Origin of the sequence: Moorena sp. SIO3E8 (genome assembly GCF_010692445.1) — a bacterium.
In the GTDB taxonomy this organism is placed as follows: Bacteria; Cyanobacteriota; Cyanobacteriia; order Cyanobacteriales; family Coleofasciculaceae; genus Moorena; species Moorena bouillonii.
The window spans coordinates 45,031-65,762 of record NZ_JAAHHM010000001.1 but is presented as its reverse complement, the minus strand read 5'-3'; the positions used below and the strand labels follow the sequence as shown (position 1 = coordinate 65,762).

12 protein-coding genes and 1 pseudogene are annotated in these 20,732 nt (G+C 43.5%); 8 read left to right on the top strand and 5 right to left on the bottom strand.

The window, feature by feature from the left end:
* Positions 1-175: 175 nt before the first annotated feature.
* From F6K46_RS00140 to F6K46_RS00125, 4 genes are all read left to right on the top strand, one after another.
* A complete protein-coding gene (locus F6K46_RS00140; RefSeq protein ID WP_293051208.1) occupies positions 176-1,246 on the top strand; it encodes a response regulator in 1,071 nt (356 codons plus the stop codon).
* Positions 1,247-1,469: 223 nt separating this feature from the next.
* Positions 1,470-2,003, top strand: coding sequence for a chemotaxis protein CheW (locus F6K46_RS00135; protein ID WP_075898296.1), 534 nt, complete (start codon positions 1,470-1,472; stop codon positions 2,001-2,003).
* Positions 2,004-2,137: 134 nt separating this feature from the next.
* Positions 2,138-5,539: a GAF domain-containing protein gene (locus tag F6K46_RS00130; protein WP_293051212.1), complete on the top strand. Its 3,402-nt coding sequence runs from the start codon at positions 2,138-2,140 to the stop codon at positions 5,537-5,539.
* Positions 5,540-5,585: 46 nt separating this feature from the next.
* Positions 5,586-8,816, top strand: coding sequence for a response regulator (locus F6K46_RS00125; protein WP_293051215.1), 3,231 nt, complete (start codon positions 5,586-5,588; stop codon positions 8,814-8,816).
* A gap of 297 nt (positions 8,817-9,113) precedes the next feature.
* On the opposite strand, the gene F6K46_RS00120 is transcribed toward F6K46_RS00125, so the two are convergent.
* The 3 genes from F6K46_RS00120 to F6K46_RS00110 form a co-directional block, all read right to left on the bottom strand.
* Positions 9,114-9,650, bottom strand: coding sequence for a hypothetical protein (locus F6K46_RS00120; RefSeq protein WP_075898302.1), 537 nt, complete (start codon positions 9,648-9,650; stop codon positions 9,114-9,116).
* Between the two features lie 257 nt (positions 9,651-9,907).
* Positions 9,908-10,054: a hypothetical protein gene (locus F6K46_RS00115; protein ID WP_293051220.1), complete on the bottom strand. Its 147-nt coding sequence runs from the start codon at positions 10,052-10,054 to the stop codon at positions 9,908-9,910.
* Positions 10,055-11,338: 1,284 nt separating this feature from the next.
* On the bottom strand, positions 11,339-12,715 hold the full coding sequence (locus tag F6K46_RS00110; protein ID WP_075898304.1) for a hypothetical protein: 1,377 nt from the start codon (positions 12,713-12,715) through the stop codon (positions 11,339-11,341).
* A gap of 767 nt (positions 12,716-13,482) precedes the next feature.
* Here F6K46_RS00110 and F6K46_RS00105 point away from each other — a divergent pair.
* Both F6K46_RS00105 and F6K46_RS00100 read left to right on the top strand, forming a co-directional pair.
* On the top strand, positions 13,483-13,632 hold the full coding sequence (locus F6K46_RS00105; protein ID WP_158069500.1) for a hypothetical protein: 150 nt from the start codon (positions 13,483-13,485) through the stop codon (positions 13,630-13,632).
* 1,030 nt (positions 13,633-14,662) lie between these two features.
* Positions 14,663-16,180 (top strand): serine/threonine-protein kinase, encoded by a 1,518-nt coding sequence (locus tag F6K46_RS00100; RefSeq protein ID WP_075898308.1) that lies wholly within the window; start codon positions 14,663-14,665, stop codon positions 16,178-16,180.
* Between the two features lie 204 nt (positions 16,181-16,384).
* Here F6K46_RS00100 and F6K46_RS00095 read toward each other — a convergent pair whose 3' ends face one another.
* Together F6K46_RS00095 and F6K46_RS00090 are read right to left on the bottom strand one after the other, a co-directional pair.
* Positions 16,385-18,205 (bottom strand): fatty acyl-AMP ligase, encoded by a 1,821-nt coding sequence (locus F6K46_RS00095; RefSeq protein WP_293051225.1) that lies wholly within the window; start codon positions 18,203-18,205, stop codon positions 16,385-16,387.
* 156 nt (positions 18,206-18,361) lie between these two features.
* Positions 18,362-18,487: pseudogene (locus F6K46_RS00090) on the bottom strand (IS1 family transposase); the annotation flags it as partial.
* Between the two features lie 136 nt (positions 18,488-18,623).
* On the opposite strand from F6K46_RS00090, the gene F6K46_RS00085 reads away from it, so the two are divergent.
* The gene (locus tag F6K46_RS00085; RefSeq protein WP_293051228.1) at positions 18,624-18,746 is read left to right on the top strand and encodes a hypothetical protein; all 123 of its coding nucleotides are present in this window, start codon (positions 18,624-18,626) and stop codon (positions 18,744-18,746) included.
* A gap of 567 nt (positions 18,747-19,313) precedes the next feature.
* A complete protein-coding gene (locus F6K46_RS00080; RefSeq protein ID WP_293051231.1) occupies positions 19,314-20,717 on the top strand; it encodes an acyl-CoA-binding protein in 1,404 nt (467 codons plus the stop codon).
* Positions 20,718-20,732 lie beyond the last annotated feature (15 nt).

The window sequence follows — 20,732 nt, the reverse complement described above, 5'->3', positions numbered from 1 at the left end:
TAGGGTATGGCTGTTATTTGTTTGGAAAATCGATTTTTAGTTAAAAAAATAATTTCACTTCAATAAAACTTTACGGAATCTACCCTAGCTAGGATGTAGCTAACTATTAAGCCAAGTCAATCAATCATTAGTATTGATTTTTTTCATCAATTGATTTACAGCGGATTAGAGAAAAATGAACTCCACCTACATCAATAGCTACAGACATGATAAAAAACTAAACCCCCTTTCCTTATTGGCTCAATTATCCAGTCGTCATGCCAATGGATGTTTACAAGTATCTAGTGGTTCAGTTTCTTGGTCAATCTATCTAGAAAATGGTAAATTAATCTATGCCTCAAACTCCATCAACCCATTTGATCGCCTAGATCATTACTTATCTCGTCTAAGTCGTAGAATTCCTACCCTTGTTAGTGCCGTTCGGGTTCAGGTTCGCCTGATCTTTGAAGCCAACTTAAACAGTCATTCAAATTATCCTTCAGATTACCAAGCAATTTGTTGGTTGGTTAATCAACATTATCTCAATTCCGTTCAGGCAGCAAGTCTGATCGAAGAATTGGCTGAAGACGTAGTAGGTTCTCTGCTGTCAGAGAAAGAAGGAACTTACCAATTACTGGAAACTAATCCATCTGAGGATTTGCCTAAATTTTGTAGGCTTGACCTTCGCACAATTGTTGAACACTGTTACGAACAGTTACAACATCAGCACTCTTCTAACTCAAAGCCAGTGAATAATCCCTATAGCTCTCATTCTGTAGTCCCCATCGGAAATTCTACACAATTGAATTCAATTCACGAATCCTCTCTAAATAAGTCGGCTCAATTAGAGCACAGCTTCCAATATAATACATCGGTTAATCAAAAACCAATGTCTACCAGTAAAACTTACAAGATTGCTTGCATTGATGATAGTACAAGTGTTTTAAATGCCATCAACTCCTTCTTGGAAGATAAAAGTTTCTCTGTTGTCATGATTAATGACCCAGTTAGGGCATTAATGCAAGTGATCCGTATTAAGCCTGACCTAATTTTGCTCGATGTTGCCATGCCAAACTTAGATGGTTATGAGCTATGTTCTCTGTTACGAAAGCATTCACTTTTTAAACATACCCCAATTATTATGGTAACTGGCAATACTGGTTTCCTAGACCGAGCTAAAGCTAAACTTGTTGGAGCATCTGGTTACTTGACTAAACCGTTTAACCAATCCGATCTCCTTAAGATAGTGTTTAAACATCTCAAATAATCATTGGGGAGCTATATCCCTTATATCTATGAAGGATAAAAAGCTGAATTCGGTGTTAATTTATTAAGACATTTAGGGTTGTATTATAAATACATATCCCTCTATAGGTTATTATTATAGATTATTTTATTGGTTATAGTTTACCTAAGCAATACTTTTATACACTCACCAATTATAAACTCAGCAATTATTGGTTTCCTCACATCGGTTAACTTGTGAATTAATGAACACGTCAGCCCTAGCCAATATCCCCCAGACCTGGTCTCAGTTAGCTAGTATAACCAAAGCATCTGAACAACACAATAATATCGGGGATGCTTATCTTAAATTTTTGTTAAATGAACAAACCCCTGCGGTTATATCTATGAATCAAGCCCAGGAAGTTCTAGTCTTGCCCCAAGAGCGTCTGACCCCCATGCCAAATATGCCTCTGTACGTACAGGGGTTGATGAATCGGCGTTCTCGTGTGTTGTGGGTAATTGATCTAGCTCAAATGCTAGGTTTACCGACCGTAGAAACCAATGTTCAACAGTACAACATAGTGACGCTCCGTAATCAGTCAGCGTCTTTAGGGGTTGCAGTCCAAAGCATTGAAGGGGTGTTGCGACTAACACCCGATTGTATTCAATCTCCACTGGGACAAGTGTCATCGGGTTTGGTTCCCTACTTACGGGGATGCGCTTTGCAAGAGCAAGAAATTTTGTTAGTACTAGATGGTTTGGCAATTATGGCTTCATCCCTTTTACACAACACCTAATTTAACGGGAATTAACTTAAACTCAAGGGCAGCTGGTAATTATTGATTGTTAATTTAATACTATCCTTTTTTTTAATAGATTTATAAATGCTTTTATAAAAACTAAGTTAGTAGCCAGGTAATGGTGCTTTTTTATGGTGAAAGAATTTGATAAATCAATATATAATGAAATTAATAAGGATTTAACTAGTCAGGGTGTAACCAAAGATAGGTATCGTCACCATGCTGAATTGGACTCAGTTATAAATTTGACTAGCACAGAACCAAGCCAAAACTCGGCTCAGGATGGGGCTGAGCCTATAGGCTCCTCTGAACCACCTAGCAGTTCCAAACGCTCTGGGGGTCTTAAACTCAGCTTAAAAACTAAAGTAACATCATTATTCATCACCCTAGGCACTATTCCTGTGCTGCTGATTGGCTCTATTGCCTATAACTTAGCTAAGCAATCTATTACCCAAGAAATTTCCCAAAATAACATTGCTAGGGTAGTTAGCCTAGAAGACAACCTCAAGGGCTTCATACAAGACCGCTATGCCGATATTCGAGTTCTAGCTACGCTCCCAGTTTTTACTAATTCCAGTCAACAGCAGACCAGCTCCCTTTCAGAAAGACAATCCCTATTATTAAACCGCTACGAAGACATTTACCAAGTCTACGACAGTATAGCTGTTTTCGACTTAACAGGCAAAGTGATTGCCAAATCTAATCAGACTCCGGTAGATAATCCCAGCTCCCGGTCTTATTTTGAGCAGGTGATCAAGACCAAACAACCGGCGATTAGTCAACCGATACACTCGGATGCGTCTGGTCAGTTATCCCTTTACTTAGCTGCACCGGTACTTGACGAAAATACACAAAAGCTGGTCGCAGTTATCCAATCCCGGATGCCCATCCAATACCTTCAAGATTCGATCAACCTGATGGGCAGCGATCGCGAAGAACTTTACTTAATCAATACCACCAACGGTAAAATTTTTCTCTCCAACCAAAGCCAGATCGTTAATCAGCCCCTAACCAAGGTATTCCCGGACGCCAAAGAACTGCTAACTGCTGATAAACCAAATACTCTAGTCACATCTGATCAGGTCAAAAAGCATCAGGATCTGCTAGCCTATACCCCCTTTCGTAAAATCAACGACTTACCTGACCTGCCCTGGGTAGCAGTCATGGCCACCCCAGATGCGATCGCATTTCTGCCCCAACGGCAATTACTCCTGACCCTGACCCTCGGAACCTCCCTGACCACCTTATTAGTTGCTGCAGTAGCTGTCTATCTCGCTAACCGTTTGACCAGTCCCCTGTTAGCAGCTACCAACGCAGTGAAAGCCCTCGGCGAAGGGGAACTGGATACCCGTTTGGAGCTAGTGGGAACTGATGAGCTAGGGGTACTTGGGTCAAATATCAACCGCATGGCATCTCAGCTACAGACCCTAGTTGCTAACCAACAAGCTTCCCTAAACAAGGCCCAGTTATTTGCTGATGTTGTCACCCATGCTGCCAAACCTGATGAAAAAGCCCATGCCTTTGATTTAGTGGTTAATGCTGCTAAGGAAAAGTTAGCTGCTGAGCGGGTGGTGATCTATTATTTTGACCCAGGCTATCGGGGAACCATTGTGGCTGAAGCGGTAGACTCCCCTTGGCCAAAAGCGATCGCCAACGAAATCACCGATGCTTGTATTCCCAGAAAATTGCTGGAAGCCTACCGCAAGGGCAGGGTTGTGCCCACCAGTGATGTCCAAGCAGAGAAATATTCCTCGGGCCATATGCAGTTGTTGAACCGACTGCAAGTGAAGGCAAATCTGGTTGTCCCGATTGTGGGGGTCGATAATCTAATTGGCTTATTGGTAGCTCATCAGTGTTCTAGGACTCGGGTATGGCGCACCGATGAGATTGACTTTCTACAGGAATTAGCCACCCACTTAGGACTAGCTTTAAGCGGTGCCACTCTCGCCACAGTGAAAACCGCTGAAGCCGATCGAGCTGGGCAAGTCATTGAGATTACCTCCCGTATCCGGCAATCCTTCACAGTCGAGGAAATCTACCAGTCAGCCACCAGTGGCATCCGAGAAGCTCTGAAAACCGACCGAGTTCTAGTCTATCTGTTTGACGAAATAGCCCAAGGAACCATTGTCGCCGAATCCGTGGGTCATGGCTGGCCGAAATCCCTAGGAGCAGAAATTGCTGACCCCTGCTTTGCCCACCAATATGTGGAAAAGTATCAGCATGGTAGAGTTAGTGCCTTGGATAACATTTACCAGGCCGGCTTGAGTGATTGTTATTTGGGTCAACTTGAACCGTTTAAAGTCAAAGCTCACCTAGTCGCCCCCATCTTAGCAGAGGACAAATTACTGGGACTGTTGGTCGCCCATCAGTGTTCCGGTACCCGGCATTGGGAAGAATCAGACATCAACTTTTTCAGGCAGATGGCCATTCAATTGGGCTTTGCCCTTGAGCAAGCCAAGCTAGTAGAGCAGCTCAAACAAGCCCGCATTGCTGCGGAAGTAGTTTCCCAGGAGCAACAGCAACAACGGGAAGCCCTACAGTTGCAACTGTTAGAACTGGTCAATAAAGTGGAAGGAGCTGCCCAAGGTGACCTCACGGTAAGGGCTGAGATCCTCAGTGGGGAAATTGGCACTGTGGCTGACTTCTTCAATGCCGTCATCGAAAGTCTACGAAGGATTGTTACCCAAGTCAAAACTGCTGCCACTGAGGTAAACCAGTCCGTTGGGGACAATGCTGGAGCTATTCATCAACTGTCTGAAGCCGCTCTCCAACAAACCCAGGAAATCACCAACACCCTAGATTCTGTGGCTCAAATGAGTCGTTCTATTCAAGAGGTAGCTTCTAACGCCCGCCAAGCCGCTGCCGTGGCTCATACCGCTGCCAACACCGCCCAAAGCGGCACCCACGCTATTGAGCGCTCTGTTGCCAGTATTCTAATTTTGAGAGACACAATAGCAGAAACTGCCAAAAAAGTCAAGCGCCTTGGGGAATCCTCCCAGCAAATTTCCCAAGTGGTGGCATTTATTAACCAAATTGCCCTGCAAACTAACCTATTATCGATCAACGCTGGCATAGAAGCCGCACGGGCTGGGGAAGAGGGGCAAGGATTTGCAGTGGTTGCCGAAGAAGTTGGGGAACTCGCTGCTCGCGCTGCCACGGCCACTAAAGAAATTGAACAAATTGTAGACAACATCCAACAAGGCACCTCCGAAGTGGTAGAAGCCATGGAACTGGGAACTACCCAAGTGGTCGAAGGCACCTATCTAGTTCAAGAAGCCAAAGACAGTTTTGGTCAAATCCTCAACGTCTCCACCCAAATCGACCAATTCATTCAATCCATATCCCAAGCCACCGTTTCCCAAGCGGAAACCTCAAGCGCTGTGACAAACTTAATGAAAGACATTGCCCAAATCTCAGAACGCACCTACCAGTCAACAGAACATATCTCCCACTCCCTCCAAGACACTGTAAGTATTGCTGAAGAATTACAAACATCGGTTGGCAAGTTTAAAGTTGATCACAATCATGACTAATGACCACTAAGCACTAACTACTAACCCTAACCACTAACCACTACACATGTCACAGGACAAAGAACTGGAAATTCAGCTACAGTTTCTCGAAGAGGCAAAGGAATACTTAGATACCATTGAATCGGTGCTGCTGGGTTTAGCCAGCGCTGCCATTGATAGTCAGAAAATGGATGGGATTCTGCGAGCGGTTCATTCTGTCAAAGGGGGAGCTGGGATGATGGGATATGGCACCTTGAGTCACCTAACTCACCGCTTAGAGGATTCATTTAAAGTTCTCAAGGCTAAGAAAAATGCGATCGCAATTGAAAACCAACTCGAAAGTCTACTCCTACAGGGGGTAGACTGTCTGCGCCAGGTACTCGAGATCAACCGCCAGGGCAATCGGGTAGACTCCCAGTGGCTAGAAACCATAGCTAACCCAGTATTTGATCAACTGCACGAGATTCTAGGGGATCCGGTCGCAGATGATGCAACTACTATGTTAGGAGCAGAGGATGGCACTAATGTGACTGCCATGCTGTTTGAAACAGAAGTGGAAGGGTGTCTAGCTCGCCTAGAAGGGGTATTAGCAGACCCCGAAAGACCCTGCTTGCTTGAAGAAGTGTCCATCATGGCTCAAGAATTAGGCGGGTTAGGAGAAATGCTGCAGCTTGAGGCTTTTAGCCAGTTGTGCGAAGACATCAATCACCAGCTAGAAGCTGCCCCAGACCAAGTGGAAGCGATCGCCCAACAAGCTCTAATGGTGTGGCGGCAATCCCAGGCGTTGGTACTGGTTGGTCAACTGACTCATTTACCCTGCCGCCTCGAAGCTAGGGAGTTTCAGGAGAATCAAGGAGGAGCTACAGACCCAGGGGTGGCAGAGGAAGCTATATTAGTTGGGGAATTGGAAACCGATCAGCCAGAACTAGTCGGACAAGGGGATGAGGCATACCAGCAAGACCAGCAAGACCAGCAAGACCAGCAAAACCAGCAAGACCAGCAAAACCAGCAAGACCAGCAAGACCAGCAAGACCAGCAAAACCAGCAAGACCAGCAAGACCAGCAAGACCAGCAAGACCAGCAAGACCAGCAAGACCAGCAAGACCAGCAAGACCAGCAAGACCAAGGGGAAGTAAAGGTATTTCAATGGGTGGATAGCAATCTCAACATCTCTTCCCCCTCTGCCTTCTCTTCCCCCTCTGCCTTGTCTTCTCCCCCTCCCTTGTCTTCCCCCCCTTCCCCTGAACCGATCTTCCTGAGAGAGAAAAATCAGGAAGACTCCTCAAAAGACCCACACCAGGAAAATACTGTGCGCATTCCTGTGCGAAAGTTGGATCGACTCAATGACTTGTTTGGAGAACTGACTATCGAGCGCAATGGTCTTTCGCTGCAACTGGGACGACTGCGCACCCTAGTAGACAACCTTAGCCGCCGGGTCAAGATTCTCGAAGCTTCCAATCACAAGCTCCGCACATCTTATGACCAGATTGCCACCCCAAGAGGCATGGCAGCAAGACAGGGGGATGGGGAAACCAGCAAATCCGAGGGACTTGTCCTGCCATCTTCCGTATCTTCTCCCGCCGCTTCTGACGCTTCCTCTGCTTCCCCTGCTTCCCTAGCTATTACTGTTCAAGGCTTTGATGCCTTAGAGATGGATTCCTACAGCGACTTGCACCTGCTATCAAGGGAGGTGATGGAAACCATTGTTCAAATCGAAGAAGTCACCAGCGACTTGGAATTGACCCTAGACGATACTGATAGCATTGCCCATGAATTAAACAAAACTGCCAAGCAGCTGCAAACCAATCTGACTCAGGTTCGGATGCGTCCGTTATCTGATTTAGTGGGGCGATTTTCCCGAGCTTTGCGGGACTTGTGTGTGGAGCATGGCAAACAAGTAGAACTGAAGGTAGTGGGGAAAGGTACCCTGATTGACCGCACCATCCTGGAAACCCTGAGTGACCCCCTAATGCATTTATTGCGCAATGCCTTCGACCATGGCATTGAAGACCCTAGCACCCGTCAGGCTATGGGGAAACCGCCAAAGGGAACTATTGAAATCAAAGCCACCCACAGGGGGAACCAGACCCAGCTTACCCTCCGTGATGATGGCAAAGGCATTAATTTAACTAAAATCCGAGCCAGAGCAGAGGAAATGGGATTAGACCAGGAGCTGCTCGCCAGCGCCAGTGACCAGGAATTGCTGTCCCTGATTTTTGAACCCGGATTTAGTACAGCTGATCAAGTTACCGACCTATCTGGTCGTGGTGTAGGGATGGATGTAGTGCGCAACAACCTCAAGCAAATCCGGGGGGATATCCGAGTCGATACCCAACCCGGCTGGGGAACGACTTTTACCCTCACCGTCCCCTTTACCCTATCGGTAGCACGCATCCTGCTAGTGGAAAGTAACGGCATGCTTTTGGCATTTCCCATCGATGTGATTCAAGAAATGCTGATGCTGAAATCCCAGCAAATATTAACTACCCTAGCCAACGAAGTTATCAACTGGCAAGGGAAAATGGTGTCCCTGATTCGCCTGAAAAAGTGGCTGAAATTTTACTGTCGCCGTCGGGTCACCACCCTAGAAGAAACCCCGAACATTAATGAACCTACTATTCTAATTATCAATCAAGCCGAGCAATTAATCGGCCTGTGTGTAGACCGCTCCTGGGGAGAGCGAGAAGTTACCGTGCGTCAAGTAGAAGGAACCCTAGGGTTACCTGATGGATTTAGCGGCTGTACCATTCTCGGCAACGGTCGAGTGGTTCCCCTGGTAGACGCCAATGCCATGGTACGCTGGATAATCAGTTGTCAGCGCACCAGTAACCTAGAGAGTTTATCCCCACAATATGGCTCCACCTCAAAGGGATTTGTGGAGCAACAACCTCCCTCGATCGGGATACAACCAAGTACTAAAGACACCATCTTAATCATTGACGACTCGATTAACGTGCGCCGGATGTTGGCATTGGGGTTAGAAAAAGCTGGGTATATTGTAGAACACGCCAAAGATGGTCAGGATGGGATAGAAAAACTGCTTCGGGGATTAGAGGTTAAAGCCATTATTTGTGACATCGAAATGCCCAGGCTGGATGGCTACGGCTTTTTAACTCGGGTCAAAGGAGAGCCAAGCTTAAAGACCTTACCCATTATTATGCTCACCTCCCGGAGTGGTTCTAAGCATCGCAAACTAGCTATGACTTTAGGTGCATCTGCTTATTTTTCTAAGCCTTACAATGAGCGGGAGTTATTGAAAACGTTAAATGAAATTATGGTAGAAGACGTATTGATTTAATATTGTTGGTAATATAATGTCCGGTTGACTACTTATCATTTTTAGTTGTTCGTCAATTAACGATTAATAATTAACGATTTACCTAAAGACGAAGTGATTAACCGGACTCGTTCGCGTAGCGTAGCCCTTCGGGCTAATCGCTTTTAGCGGAAGCTTAGCTTCATCGCGAAGCGTGGCCTTAGGCCAATCTCTTGGTGCGCGTTCACGCTTAGCTCCCACGAAAACGCTGGGTCGCACCGGATCATGGGTTATTTCGTCAAAGTTTCAGCGTTAACGAGGGTGCTATTGAGATCAGACTTAAAAAATAACTCTTCCTAGCTCAACTCCCCCAAACTCGACGATATTGCTTGAGCTTCTCCGAACCAGGGCAGTCTGCACATAGTAGTAGTAATTGAAATGGTCAAAGGTATGACCTGATTCACTACTGGTTGAACTTCCCTCGAAGGTATAAGCAGTTTCGCTTCTGGTATCCGAATTAAAAACTAATCCAGAGACAGTATTAACAGCACCATCACGCTTTCTAATGCGTCGTAGTGCTGCTGTGACACGAGCATTCGTACTTCTTCCCGTCGAATCACGGTAGGAAACACTAATGTTGTTGGCATTTTTAACATTAACAGACACTGGACAAATGACAGTAATTGAACCGGTTTTTTCTGGTTTGAACTTAATCCGTCCCGCCGTGATCAGATAAAGGTCTTGTTGTATAGCAGAATCAATGGGAACACATCCTGCTCCATCCATCACCCAATCAGGAACCTGAGCCAGGGCTTTACTAGCACCAAATGTTGTAGTCTGGGCCAATAACGCTCCGATTAATAGTGCTTTTTTCATGTTTATTTCCTCATCACAACTTGCTCAAGTCAATCTGGGATGCACCTATATAGTTATCACCCAAGTCTTTCCTTTTTACGCAAGAGGATAAATTTCACCTAGAGCAGGGGTGGAGGAATCAGAAAACTCACCCCCCATCCTCTCACTCATAAGGGTAGGTTTTTTACTTTGACGTCAGGTGTGGGGTGTGGGGTGTGGGGTGTGGGGTGTGGGGTGTGGGGGATAAGAAAATATACCATTATTGTCGTTAAAAATCATCATTGTCTTGATGCAGCGCGGTCATGGGGGTTTCCCCCATGACCGCGCTGCATCGCTTGTTCGTTGTTTTCCTTTTCCTCTCCCTCTGGGTCGTCCCATGTTTTACCCAAATGTAAAAAACCTACCCCTGTGAGCCATCCTCTCATCCCTCATTAGATATACAGATATATACAGAGTATGCGATCGCATTCGCTAGTTTTGCGTTGTTTGTTTTGCGTTGTTTTTGAATGAGTACACACGGCTTTTGAGATATCCTGTATCGATCCCTTTCCCTAAAAAAAATAAGAGAGCCGTCTTCAAGCTCTCTTGATCATCAGGGTGCATCTACAATAATCACAATATAGCAGTTTTAATGAGGGGTGTCACCCCTCAGCTTAATTTTGCCAAATGGCTGTGCCTTCCACTTCCAGTTAACCCTTGGCACTACCTAGGACAGGTGATGAGAAAGTTTAATCAAATTTGGACAGATTTTCCCTTAGAGCGTTGGTCAACTAATACAAGCTAACAAAATGCTGAACATATGAATCAAACGAAAATCTAGATCATCCCATGCCCCAATTTATCCATTTACCCCTATACCCATGATCAAATTCGATTCCGGAAGAGTTACTGAGGGTGGAATATTCTCGAATCAATGATTAGTACAGGACTTAGACACCAAGACCCTTAAAACCCGGTTTCTCTTATCAGTCAAAGGCTGAAATCGGTGTAATTACCCTCAATAACCGGGTTTGCGCCGTAAATCCTATAGGATTTGTCGAACGTTACGAATTCATAGGCTTTTTAAACAAAGTTTAAGTTAAGCAAATTTCTCTGAACAGAGTCTACCAAAAGTTCAGCCAAGTTGATACATTAATCATAGGCACACAAACCAATCGGAATTCAGGACTGTGCCTCCTGTCCTGAAGAACTTACAGCCCTAGAAACTTAGTCATAGAGATTAACAAGACATGTAGGGTAAGGTAGGCGTTAAATCAGCATGAATGGGAGTAATTGAGTTTAATTACCACCTACCCTAGACAACTAAAACCATGTCTAGCCCTAATTGGTCGATGTTTTAACTAGCTAGTGGTAATGATCTGAAGCATCTTTGTTCAGCGTCTTAGGCTAGCCAAACTGTTAAAACATCAAAAGCCAAACCACTCAGGAAAGTAAGTAATGGAGGAATATACTTTTTTGTTGAGCGTCGGCTGTAAGACTCTGTAAACCCTAGCTAGATATTTTGTTGAATAAGTATAACCATGAACCAGGTACCGTTACCTGGTTCATGTTAGTTTTAGCCACTATCAAAAGAAGCTCTACGCTATACCGCCTCAACTAGCTCACTGATTGAACCACAGCAAAAACAAATCTCCCCCCAGCCACAACCGATAGAACGCAACAGATAGAACTATTCAAGCAAGAGCTGTCTGCCTGTGAAATTGCGATCGCTATTCCTGCATCCCGGCATACAACAAACGTGCAAATAGCCGTACCCCATCATCCTGCTTCAGCTCTTCATAGGAGGGGGGCTGCCGCAAGCCCACCACCCGCAGATCTGCCAGCAATTCGGGATGAAACTGACAGGTAAACGATCGCCGAACGGTTTTACTTTCAAAATCTATGTAATTGATGCAAGTCCCAGAACACTCTGTCAAAACCTGATCATCATCATCCGCCGTCGAGCACAAAATTTCAACAGCATCAGGGAGCTGGATAAGCCAAGACAAAGCACTATTCGCTACAATGTGACGGCTGGGAATGAGAGCATCATGAATTAACCGATACGCCCAGTTTGCAAATAAGATTGCCTCTTCGTTGACCTCGTCCGAATGAAACATGGCAATGTTGAGTTCATGCTCATAGGCAATCGACGTATCAATCACCCCTTCGTGCTCATCAGCAGTAATCTCATGGGCAACAATCACTGCCTCAGGAACACCGGAGGTCTCATGGTCAGGGGATTCATACTGGCGCAGCTGGCGATCACCAATCTCTTTTGCTTCGTTGTGAGCCACCGCAAACTCCTGATGCTCCCAATTGTCTGCCACCACACGGCCATCCCGCTTCTTGACGACCAGGGACTGCCCTACTGCCTGGATTTCTTGACAGACAAGTTGTAAAGCCCTTAAAGCCTTGCCATTGCCATCCCCCTCCAAAACATCTAGAGCCAACACTTCCCTGACTGCCCGACGAATCAGGCTGATGTGAGCCTGAGCCGCAAGCTGGTGCCCTAAACAAATAAATATGGCAGGTGCGCTTGCAGGAGTCCGAGAGAGGAGAATCTGCTCAGATAGACGGAGAAGATCCTGATGGGAGCAACTTGCCCCTGCAAAGGTAGATGGATTCCGGACAGATGGATCCCCCCCCTCTACCACAATTGCCAATCCTGAGCTGATGACGGGGATCAGTCGCTCCAAATCTAACGGACCTGAGGCCCAATAGGGAAAGAGAATTGAATCACAGTCAGCAACTTTTTGCGCCAAATAAGCCACATTAACCGAGGCACGGACCTCCTCACCTAGGGGGTTACAGCCCACATGTTTCCAGGGTTCAATAATTGCGATCGCATGTCGAAACAACTGAGGATTTGCTATCAACGCCGCAAAAGCTTCTGGAGAGTCGATCACTTTTTCGAATGGCTGCCCCTTGCCCCATTCACAGCTGGGATTGTCGGACAGTAAAGAGCCAGTCGATAGAGGATTAGAGGAATGGCGATCGGCCAAAAACCGTCCCAAAAGAATGTGAACGGACTCAAACTGAGAGCCACTATAGCTCAGATAACCTGGCTTGAGTCGCCAGTTACTTGGTGGTGACTGAGTAATCATCAGAATAATTTCACATTGTCTTCAGTATCTTTGTCTTCTCGACCCCGACAAGAATCGGTTCCTAAGAAACCAAGTCTTAGGCCATTGAAGATAGCGGTGCGACACCGACTACCAGGTAAAAACAAATTACAACACCCCCCAGAGGTTATGCTGGGGTAAATGGTGTGGGATTTGCTGGCTTTAAATCAGTATCGATAAGCACTCAATGAAAGTATCACACTTAGGGACAAGTGGCAAAGTTTCGCGCCTTAAAAACTGAATAACCGTGACGGTGGTTGTTTGTGTGTTTGGCCTTCCCCCCAGGGCAGGGTAAACGCATCTTATTTGGTATAAATGGTAACATACAAAAAATTGATTAACTCAATTTTTTGTGAAATTCGAATAAATCCCATCCTAAAGCAGTTTTTTTTGTTCAAAGTCAACAAATTTTCCGCTGACTTTGAACAAAAATCAAAGTCGGATTTGCGTACGAAACCAGAATGTAGAGTACTCTCAAATCGACCAAGGATAACACGGCCAATAATTGAGAATAAGTTGCGCTTATTGAGAATCAACAGGGTAATTCTAGATTTTTGATACTATTGTTTATTTTTTCACTGTAAATTTTAATACAAATTTAGATGCGTTTACCCTGCCCCCCAGGGCAAACACATCTAAATAAATTAGATTTACAAATCTCCGCCCAGCAGCAACAGATAGAACGCAACAGATAGAACTATTCAAGCAACAGCTCCACCAGCTCAAAAACCGTTCCGCCAAAAACAGGGATGGGGAGAGACTTTATCCCATCACAGGCTGGTGGTAGTCTGCCTGGATTACAGAAAAGGTTCAAGTTGGGATTGGGCAACCACTGGGATTGGGCAACTACAACAACAGCAATTGCAACACCTACTGAATTAAACTCCTTGAGACTATAACTATCTTATCGGTCTGGGAAAGGATGATGCTCCACAAGAGTTGCTACATCTCATTGACAGAGTTTATAGTTAGATAAATCTAACCAAAAAGCTACTCTGGCAAATAGTTAAAACTTGAACATTCCAGATCATGATTGGTAAAAATTGTAATCAACTTAGTTTTCCCATAACCATTTTTTTTTATCGATATTGTAATCACTTACAGCTTGAAGCCAGGGATTTATGTTTATGTAATTATCATTGTAATACTTATATTCAATACGAGTTGTTTATAGAAATATATAATCCAGAATGTAAACTTGCTTTATTAAAGCTAATTCAATGTCCTTATCAAAAAAGTAGCCAGGGTAAAACTTATGATTGATCATCTGCCGTTATCAAGGAAAATAGGTATTTAGGAATCTTGGCTGGAGCAATAATTTAATTTTTATCTAGTTTAATTATTCACTTCGTTATAATTTAAAGTTAAATTTAAACAATAAATAAAATTACCTAAAATGTAATTAATATTCTATTGAATATAGACTGTACTGTGTATAAAACAAATTTTCAAAACTAAGAGCTTCGTGTCTTTGATTTCCTTCCTAGCACCCCTTGAAACAACTCTGCTTTTTTAAGGGGGATGGAAGGGGGTTAATCAGGCAGAGGGAGTAAGCATTCAGCGGTCAGCGCTCAGCGGTCAGCTTATTTTATTCAAAAGGTGCGACCCGTGGCGAATTTAATAATTAGATGCGGAAAGCGCACCTAAGCATCTCAAGTAGCGTGGCCACAGGCCTTTAGCTGATAGCTGTTCGCGTAGCGTGCGCGTAGCGCATTAGCTGATAGCTGATAGCTGATAGCTGATAGCTTACCAGAGGGATTTAGGGGAATCAGAATTTTTTGACCAACAATCTCTTAGCAACCGCCCCAATACTTCTGTAACTGCTACAGGACATGGTTGATTGCTCTTATTCACAAGGATCCTTCTTTATACTATGTTGTATTCACCAAAAGCTATAGTAAAAGAACTGGCTTCAACGCCTACTACACTATGCTAGAATCTGGGAAAGTCCTCCAAAATCGCTATTACCTCCAGCAGCAGCTGAATGACAATCCAGTGCGCCAGACTTGGCTAGCACTGGATTCCGAGTCTGACACGCAAGTCGTAGTCAAGCTTTTGGCTTTAGGTGGTCCCGTACAATGGGACGATTTGAAACTATTTGAGCGGGAAGCGCAAGTTCTCAAACAACTGGATCATCCTCGGATTCCCAAGTATCGGGATTATTTTTCCCTCGATGAGAGTATCCTATGGTTTGGACTGGTTCAGGAGTATATCCCCGGTCTATCCCTGAAACAGCAACAGTCTCAAGGGTTTAGATTCTCTCAGCAGCAGGTAAATACTATCGCAGCTGATATTTTAGAAATTCTTCAGTACTTACATCAGCTCAACCCCCCAGTCTTACACCGAGATATCAAGCCAAGCAATCTAATTTGGGGTGAGGACGAGCAGGTATATTTAATCGATTTTGGAGCAGTGCAGGCTCAACCAACTACTGCGGGTGCCACATTTACAGTGGTGGGAACCTATGGTTATACACCCATGGAACAGTTTGGGGGTCAAGCTGTGCCTGCTTCTGATTTGTATGCCTTAGGGGTGACCTTGATTGAACTGCTGACTGGAGTGGCACCTGCTGAGTTACCTCAGGAAAATTTGCGGATTCAATTTCGTCAACTACTCGGTTCTACTGTTGAGCCTGGCTTGGTGACGTGGCTAGAGAAAATTACAGAACCAGCTGTGGAGCGTCGCTTCAGTGATGCTAAACAAGCTACTGAAGCGCTATACACTAACCCAGTGGTTCCATCAAACAACACCTCCCCAACTGGTCTGCCAGACACTGTTGTCCGTATTCATAAATCAGCAGAACAACTAATCATTGATATCCCCTCCCACTGGGAAATGATAGTGATGAAACCCTTCAAACATGCCCTAAAACAAGCTAGAGGGGTGGTAAAGGGGGTATTTTCTTACTCACTACAGCGATTCAAGACCTTAGAAAAGTCTAGGCAACACCGGATATTAGTTGGTGTTGGGTTGGGAGTAGTTGTAGCAATTTTACTGGATTTATTTAAGCACCTTATTCTTCAAATATTAGTAATATTATTAGCAATTCCAGTCTCATTACTGCCTTTAGCAATACCAATTTTTTTAGTGATGTGGATAACATCATTAAACTCAGAAAAAGACTTTTCTGAGGCAGTTCGTATTTGTTTTGATAACAAAAAATTTGAAATTATTAAGGCATCCTTGAGCCGCAAAAAATGGGATCGAGGAGAAAACTCACAAATTAAAGAAGTTTATATTACTGCCTATCGGGATGCACAAGGCAGATACCATCGGGGGATTGCGATCACTACTCAGGTAGAACGACCATCACCCTTTGGTCAAAAATCCCAAACCTACATCTTTGGCGAACAATTACCAGAAGCTGAATTGAATTGGTTAGTTGAAGAAATCCGAGCTTGGTTGGATGTCAAATCTAGTGATTCATCACCAAGTCCAGAAGTTTGAAGGTTTAAAGTTGAAGGTTTAAGGTTGAAGGTTGAAGGTTGAAGGCAAAATAAAAAACCAATCAATACCGAAATTCAGCAACTAAGGCTAGATAGAGACGATGATTTTGCCAGCCTCATATTTGGTGCTCAACTTAACCAGATGTTTATTTACCATATTTTTGCTTACTTGTCAATTTAATTTTAGATGCGTTTGCCCTGGTCCCTACCCCAGATGCGCCCCATTTTTTGGAGTTGCCCTCATAACACTCATAACAGTTAGTCTTCTTAAGTGTTCTGGATTACCACCACCCGAATTTATAACTTCCAAAGTTCCCTCTAGAAACTTAATCCGACAAGCTTGACGCATTATCTTGCCACTTGAAGTTTTAGGAATGCTACCTGGTTGGATCAATGCTATTGCATAAACCTGTAGTTCGTGTTGCTCCATCAACGCCTGACGAATATCTCCATTTACTTCATCGAAATCCAGTTTTCGCAGCCAACTTCGCTCCACCTCCTGAACAACGACTAATTTCTCTTCGCCATCTACCTCAACCCCAAATGCTGCCTCAGAATTTTTACGCAGTGCTGGGTGGCTCTGTTCAACCGTAAATTCAATATCCTGAGGATAATGATTTTGACCTCGAATGATGATTACATCCTTCAAGCGCCCAGTGACAAATAGCTGACCATTCTTGATGAACCCCAAGTCACCAGTACGTAGAAATGGACCTTCACCAGTATCTGCTAGATATGCCTCAAATGTATGCTTTGTTTCTTCTGGTCTATTCCAATAACCTTGAGCAACACTTAAATCTGATACCCAAATTTCGCCAACTTCATCTGACGCACACCTAGTTAAAGTATTGAGATTGACGATAATTACTTTTATTCCACAAATCGGGAAACCACAACTAACCACATATCGACTTCCCTTTTGATTTCCATCGCACTCAACAATCTGATTTTTTTCTAGTGCTGATGCAGCAATTGAGGCAATTTCAGGCACATCATTGTGAGACTTGGTAGCAACTAACAAAGTTGCTTCTGCAAGACCATAAGCTGGAAAAAAAGCTGTGGCACGGAACCCACAAGGTTCAAATGTTTTAATAAATTTTTCTATAGTGTCTTTACGAATTGGCTCTGCTCCATTACTAGCTGTTTTCCAACTCCTAAGATCTAAATTAGTTATTTGTTCTGATGTAACTTGACGAACACAGTAGTCATAGCCAAAGTTTGGACTTTGGCTATGGGTTACCTTATACTTAGAAATAACCTCTAGCCAGCAGGTCGGTCTTCTAACAAATGTCAATGGTGACATTACGTAACAAGTAATACCAGAATAAATAGGCTGTATAAGTCCATCAATCAAACCATAATCATGGAAGTAAGGCATCCAAGTGGCAGCAATACTATCTGAAGTGTAGTTCCATGCTTGCTTGATATAGGCAGAATGGTGCATTACATTGTTATGGGTCACTATTACTCCTTTCGGTGTAGATGTAGACCCAGAAGTATATTGTAAATAAGCTATGGCATCTAGATTAATTTTTAATTCTTGCCATTGGTTTGCTAGTTGCTCTGATATCTCCTCAGTAAACAACCATAACAACATATTATTATACCCAAAGTCTTTTTGCCATTCACTTGGGAACTGAGAAGAAATTTGAGATGTAGTCAGCACTAGAGAAACTTGGGCATCCTTAACACAAGCTTGAAGTCGAGGCAGAGTTCGCTTCAATCGAATTGCATCAGGTGGAGGAGCCGGAATAGCAATGACTCCTGCATATAAACATCCAAAGAAAGCACAAATGAAATCTAGAGGCTGTGAATAGAGCAGCAATGCTCGTTCCCCCCTGGTTACCCCCATCTCCTGAAGCTGAGCTGCGATTGCTCGTGACCGCTTTTCCAATTCTCCATAAGTCAAGCTGGCTGTCTCTGTTTTTCCATTAGAAATAAAGGTATAGGCTTTTTGGTTCGGTTCATTTGTTACTCTATAACATAGCAGGTCTATCAAAGAGGTAAATTTTTTCTTAGTATTCATAAAATTTGTCCTTCATTCATTAATCATCCATCAATTCCTGAATTTTCGGCGTTACTGGAGTTTAGACTAAAGGGATAGGAGCAAACTATAAACAAAAGCCAAAAACCGCCTCAGCGCTCAAATATCTGAAAATTTCAGCATAGCTCCTAAGTGATTTTAGAATTTTTTGGAAAATGACAAAGTTTTTATTACCAGACGACTAATCCTTTGTCTTCAGGTATTATTTAATCTTTCAATATGATTAGTTTTACCAGTTTTTTTTGCTACTGGTTTGTGACGCTGTCTTGATGCAAAGCGCGAGTGGGGGAACCCCCTTTGGCGGCACTGCCTCCCCAAGACCGTAATGGTGCTTTTGACCCGTAATTAAATTCGCCACGGGTCGCACCTCTGCATTGCTTTTGTCGTATTACTGTTCTTGATGCAGTCGCTCATGGGGGAAACCCCCAAGACCGCGCTGCATCGCTTTTATAAGCTTCCCAAAAATCTGTATAACACACAGCACATTGTCGAACCACTGGAGGGAAAGACTGCTACAGTGTAAAGCTTTGAGTTTTGGAAAATGTGCAATTAATTTTTTGCACCTGCTTAAAGGCAATGTTGTATCACTACATGTTTATCACTACCAATTAATTACCTACTCTGGATCTCTGTAACCCTTACATTGCAAGGCTTTGAGTTTCATTAAATGTGCAATTAATTTTTTGCACCTGCTTAGTTTAGCATAACAGGTACGGAAGAAGCAAATTTTTAAGAAAATCTATTCGGCTATAGTAAATTTACTTTTTAGTTGGTATAATCCGGAGCAAATTGTCAACAGGTAGGTTTTATGCTAATAAAATATTTACCTGTTTTTCCCACAAAACCTACCTTACTTATTTTTACCATAAAATTCTACAACCTTTACATAGCCAGCATTTGACCCTGTTTCGTTACCCCGTAAGAACATAGATAATGAACAGCTTTACAAAATGTTACACTAATAAAGTGCATTTCAGAATAGCTTCTGTTAAGCTACTGGATGATACTTTGTATCAGTATAAAAAACTAACCAATACAGTGTTTTTTTATACCATTACAGTAGTGATATAGAAAGGATTGAACCCTGAATATGCTCACACAAAACCAGATTCAACACTTTGAAGAAAAGGGATGGTTAGGCCCCCTGGATATATTTACAAGTTCAGAAGTAGAATCTGTTAAAAAATGTATACAAACTAATAGTTCACTTAAAGAAGTAGAGGGTCAGCCGATGATGATGCTCTACAACAATGTCCTGAACGTCAACACATCTCGTGACCTTCATTTGTTTCATCAACCGATAGCCGAGATGTTTAAAAACAACAAAATTGTTCGGGTACTAAACCAGTTGGGTGGGGACAATTTACTATTGTGGAACAGTAATGTTTTTTGCAAAATGCCAGGGGAAGGAGATATCAAATGGCATCAAGTTTATGATTCTTACGACCCCAGCGCCTATGATCCTCAAAAGCCAGCACTGCTTTACCCCAATACTGAAGATATTATAAATATATCAGTATGGATAGCTTTAGATGATGCTACTCTCGAAAATGGCTGCTTACATTTTGCTAATGGGACACACAAGGAAAAATTTGGGCGAGTGCAGGTACCTGCTGAGGAGGGAATGTTTGCGGGTATAAAAAACCATAAAATGGTTTGGCAAGGGCGGAGAAAATACTCAGTAGTGTTTGACTTCGATGACAATGAATGGGAAGTGGAAGCTGTACCAGCGCGCATGGGGCAAGCTATTATTTTTACCGAAAGAGTTATGCATTCCTCTCCCCCCAATAAGTCCAAGCAACAACGCCGACTAGGTATTAATGGACGTTATGTTCCTCCCAGCGTACAGGTTTATCCACACCGTTTAAAAGGCGATTTCATCGACGAAAATTTTCATAATATCAAAAAGCATTTTTGTATCCTGGTATCAGGGCAAGATGATTATGGAATCAATGTCGTTCGTGATTCTCATGATCTAGACAATATAGAGTTAGAATTTCAGACCATGTCCAACTTAGTTCGCTTTGGTCATGTTCAACTACCTAAAGGCAAGAAAGAAATAGAGCTTGAGACTCTCTATCAACAAGCAATGGAAGGGGATTGTCTAGAGGAGGAGCCAGATCCGATTCTGCAACCTAGAAAGTATATTCAATGGCAAGCCTGGAATCAACTTAAAGGCATGAGTTGCAGTGAGGCGATGAAGCAATACAGTCAAATAGTAGCCAAACTGCCAGTAGTGGATCAAAAAAAGGAGCTGCCTCTAGAAGAAAAAATTAAAGCTTGGTTAGTCGCTTACATAGCCAAAGTTTTCAACATTGAAGCAGATGAGGTGAATAGTACTCTTCCTTTTGAGCGCTATGCTCTAGGATCGGCTGATGCAGCAACTCTAGTTGCTGAGTTGGGAGCTTGGCTAGAACGAGATATTCCTGCTACTGCGCTTTATAGTTACCCAACTATAGAGTTTTTGGCTAAGCATTTAGTTTCGTCATCCTGAAGATAAGGTGCAAAT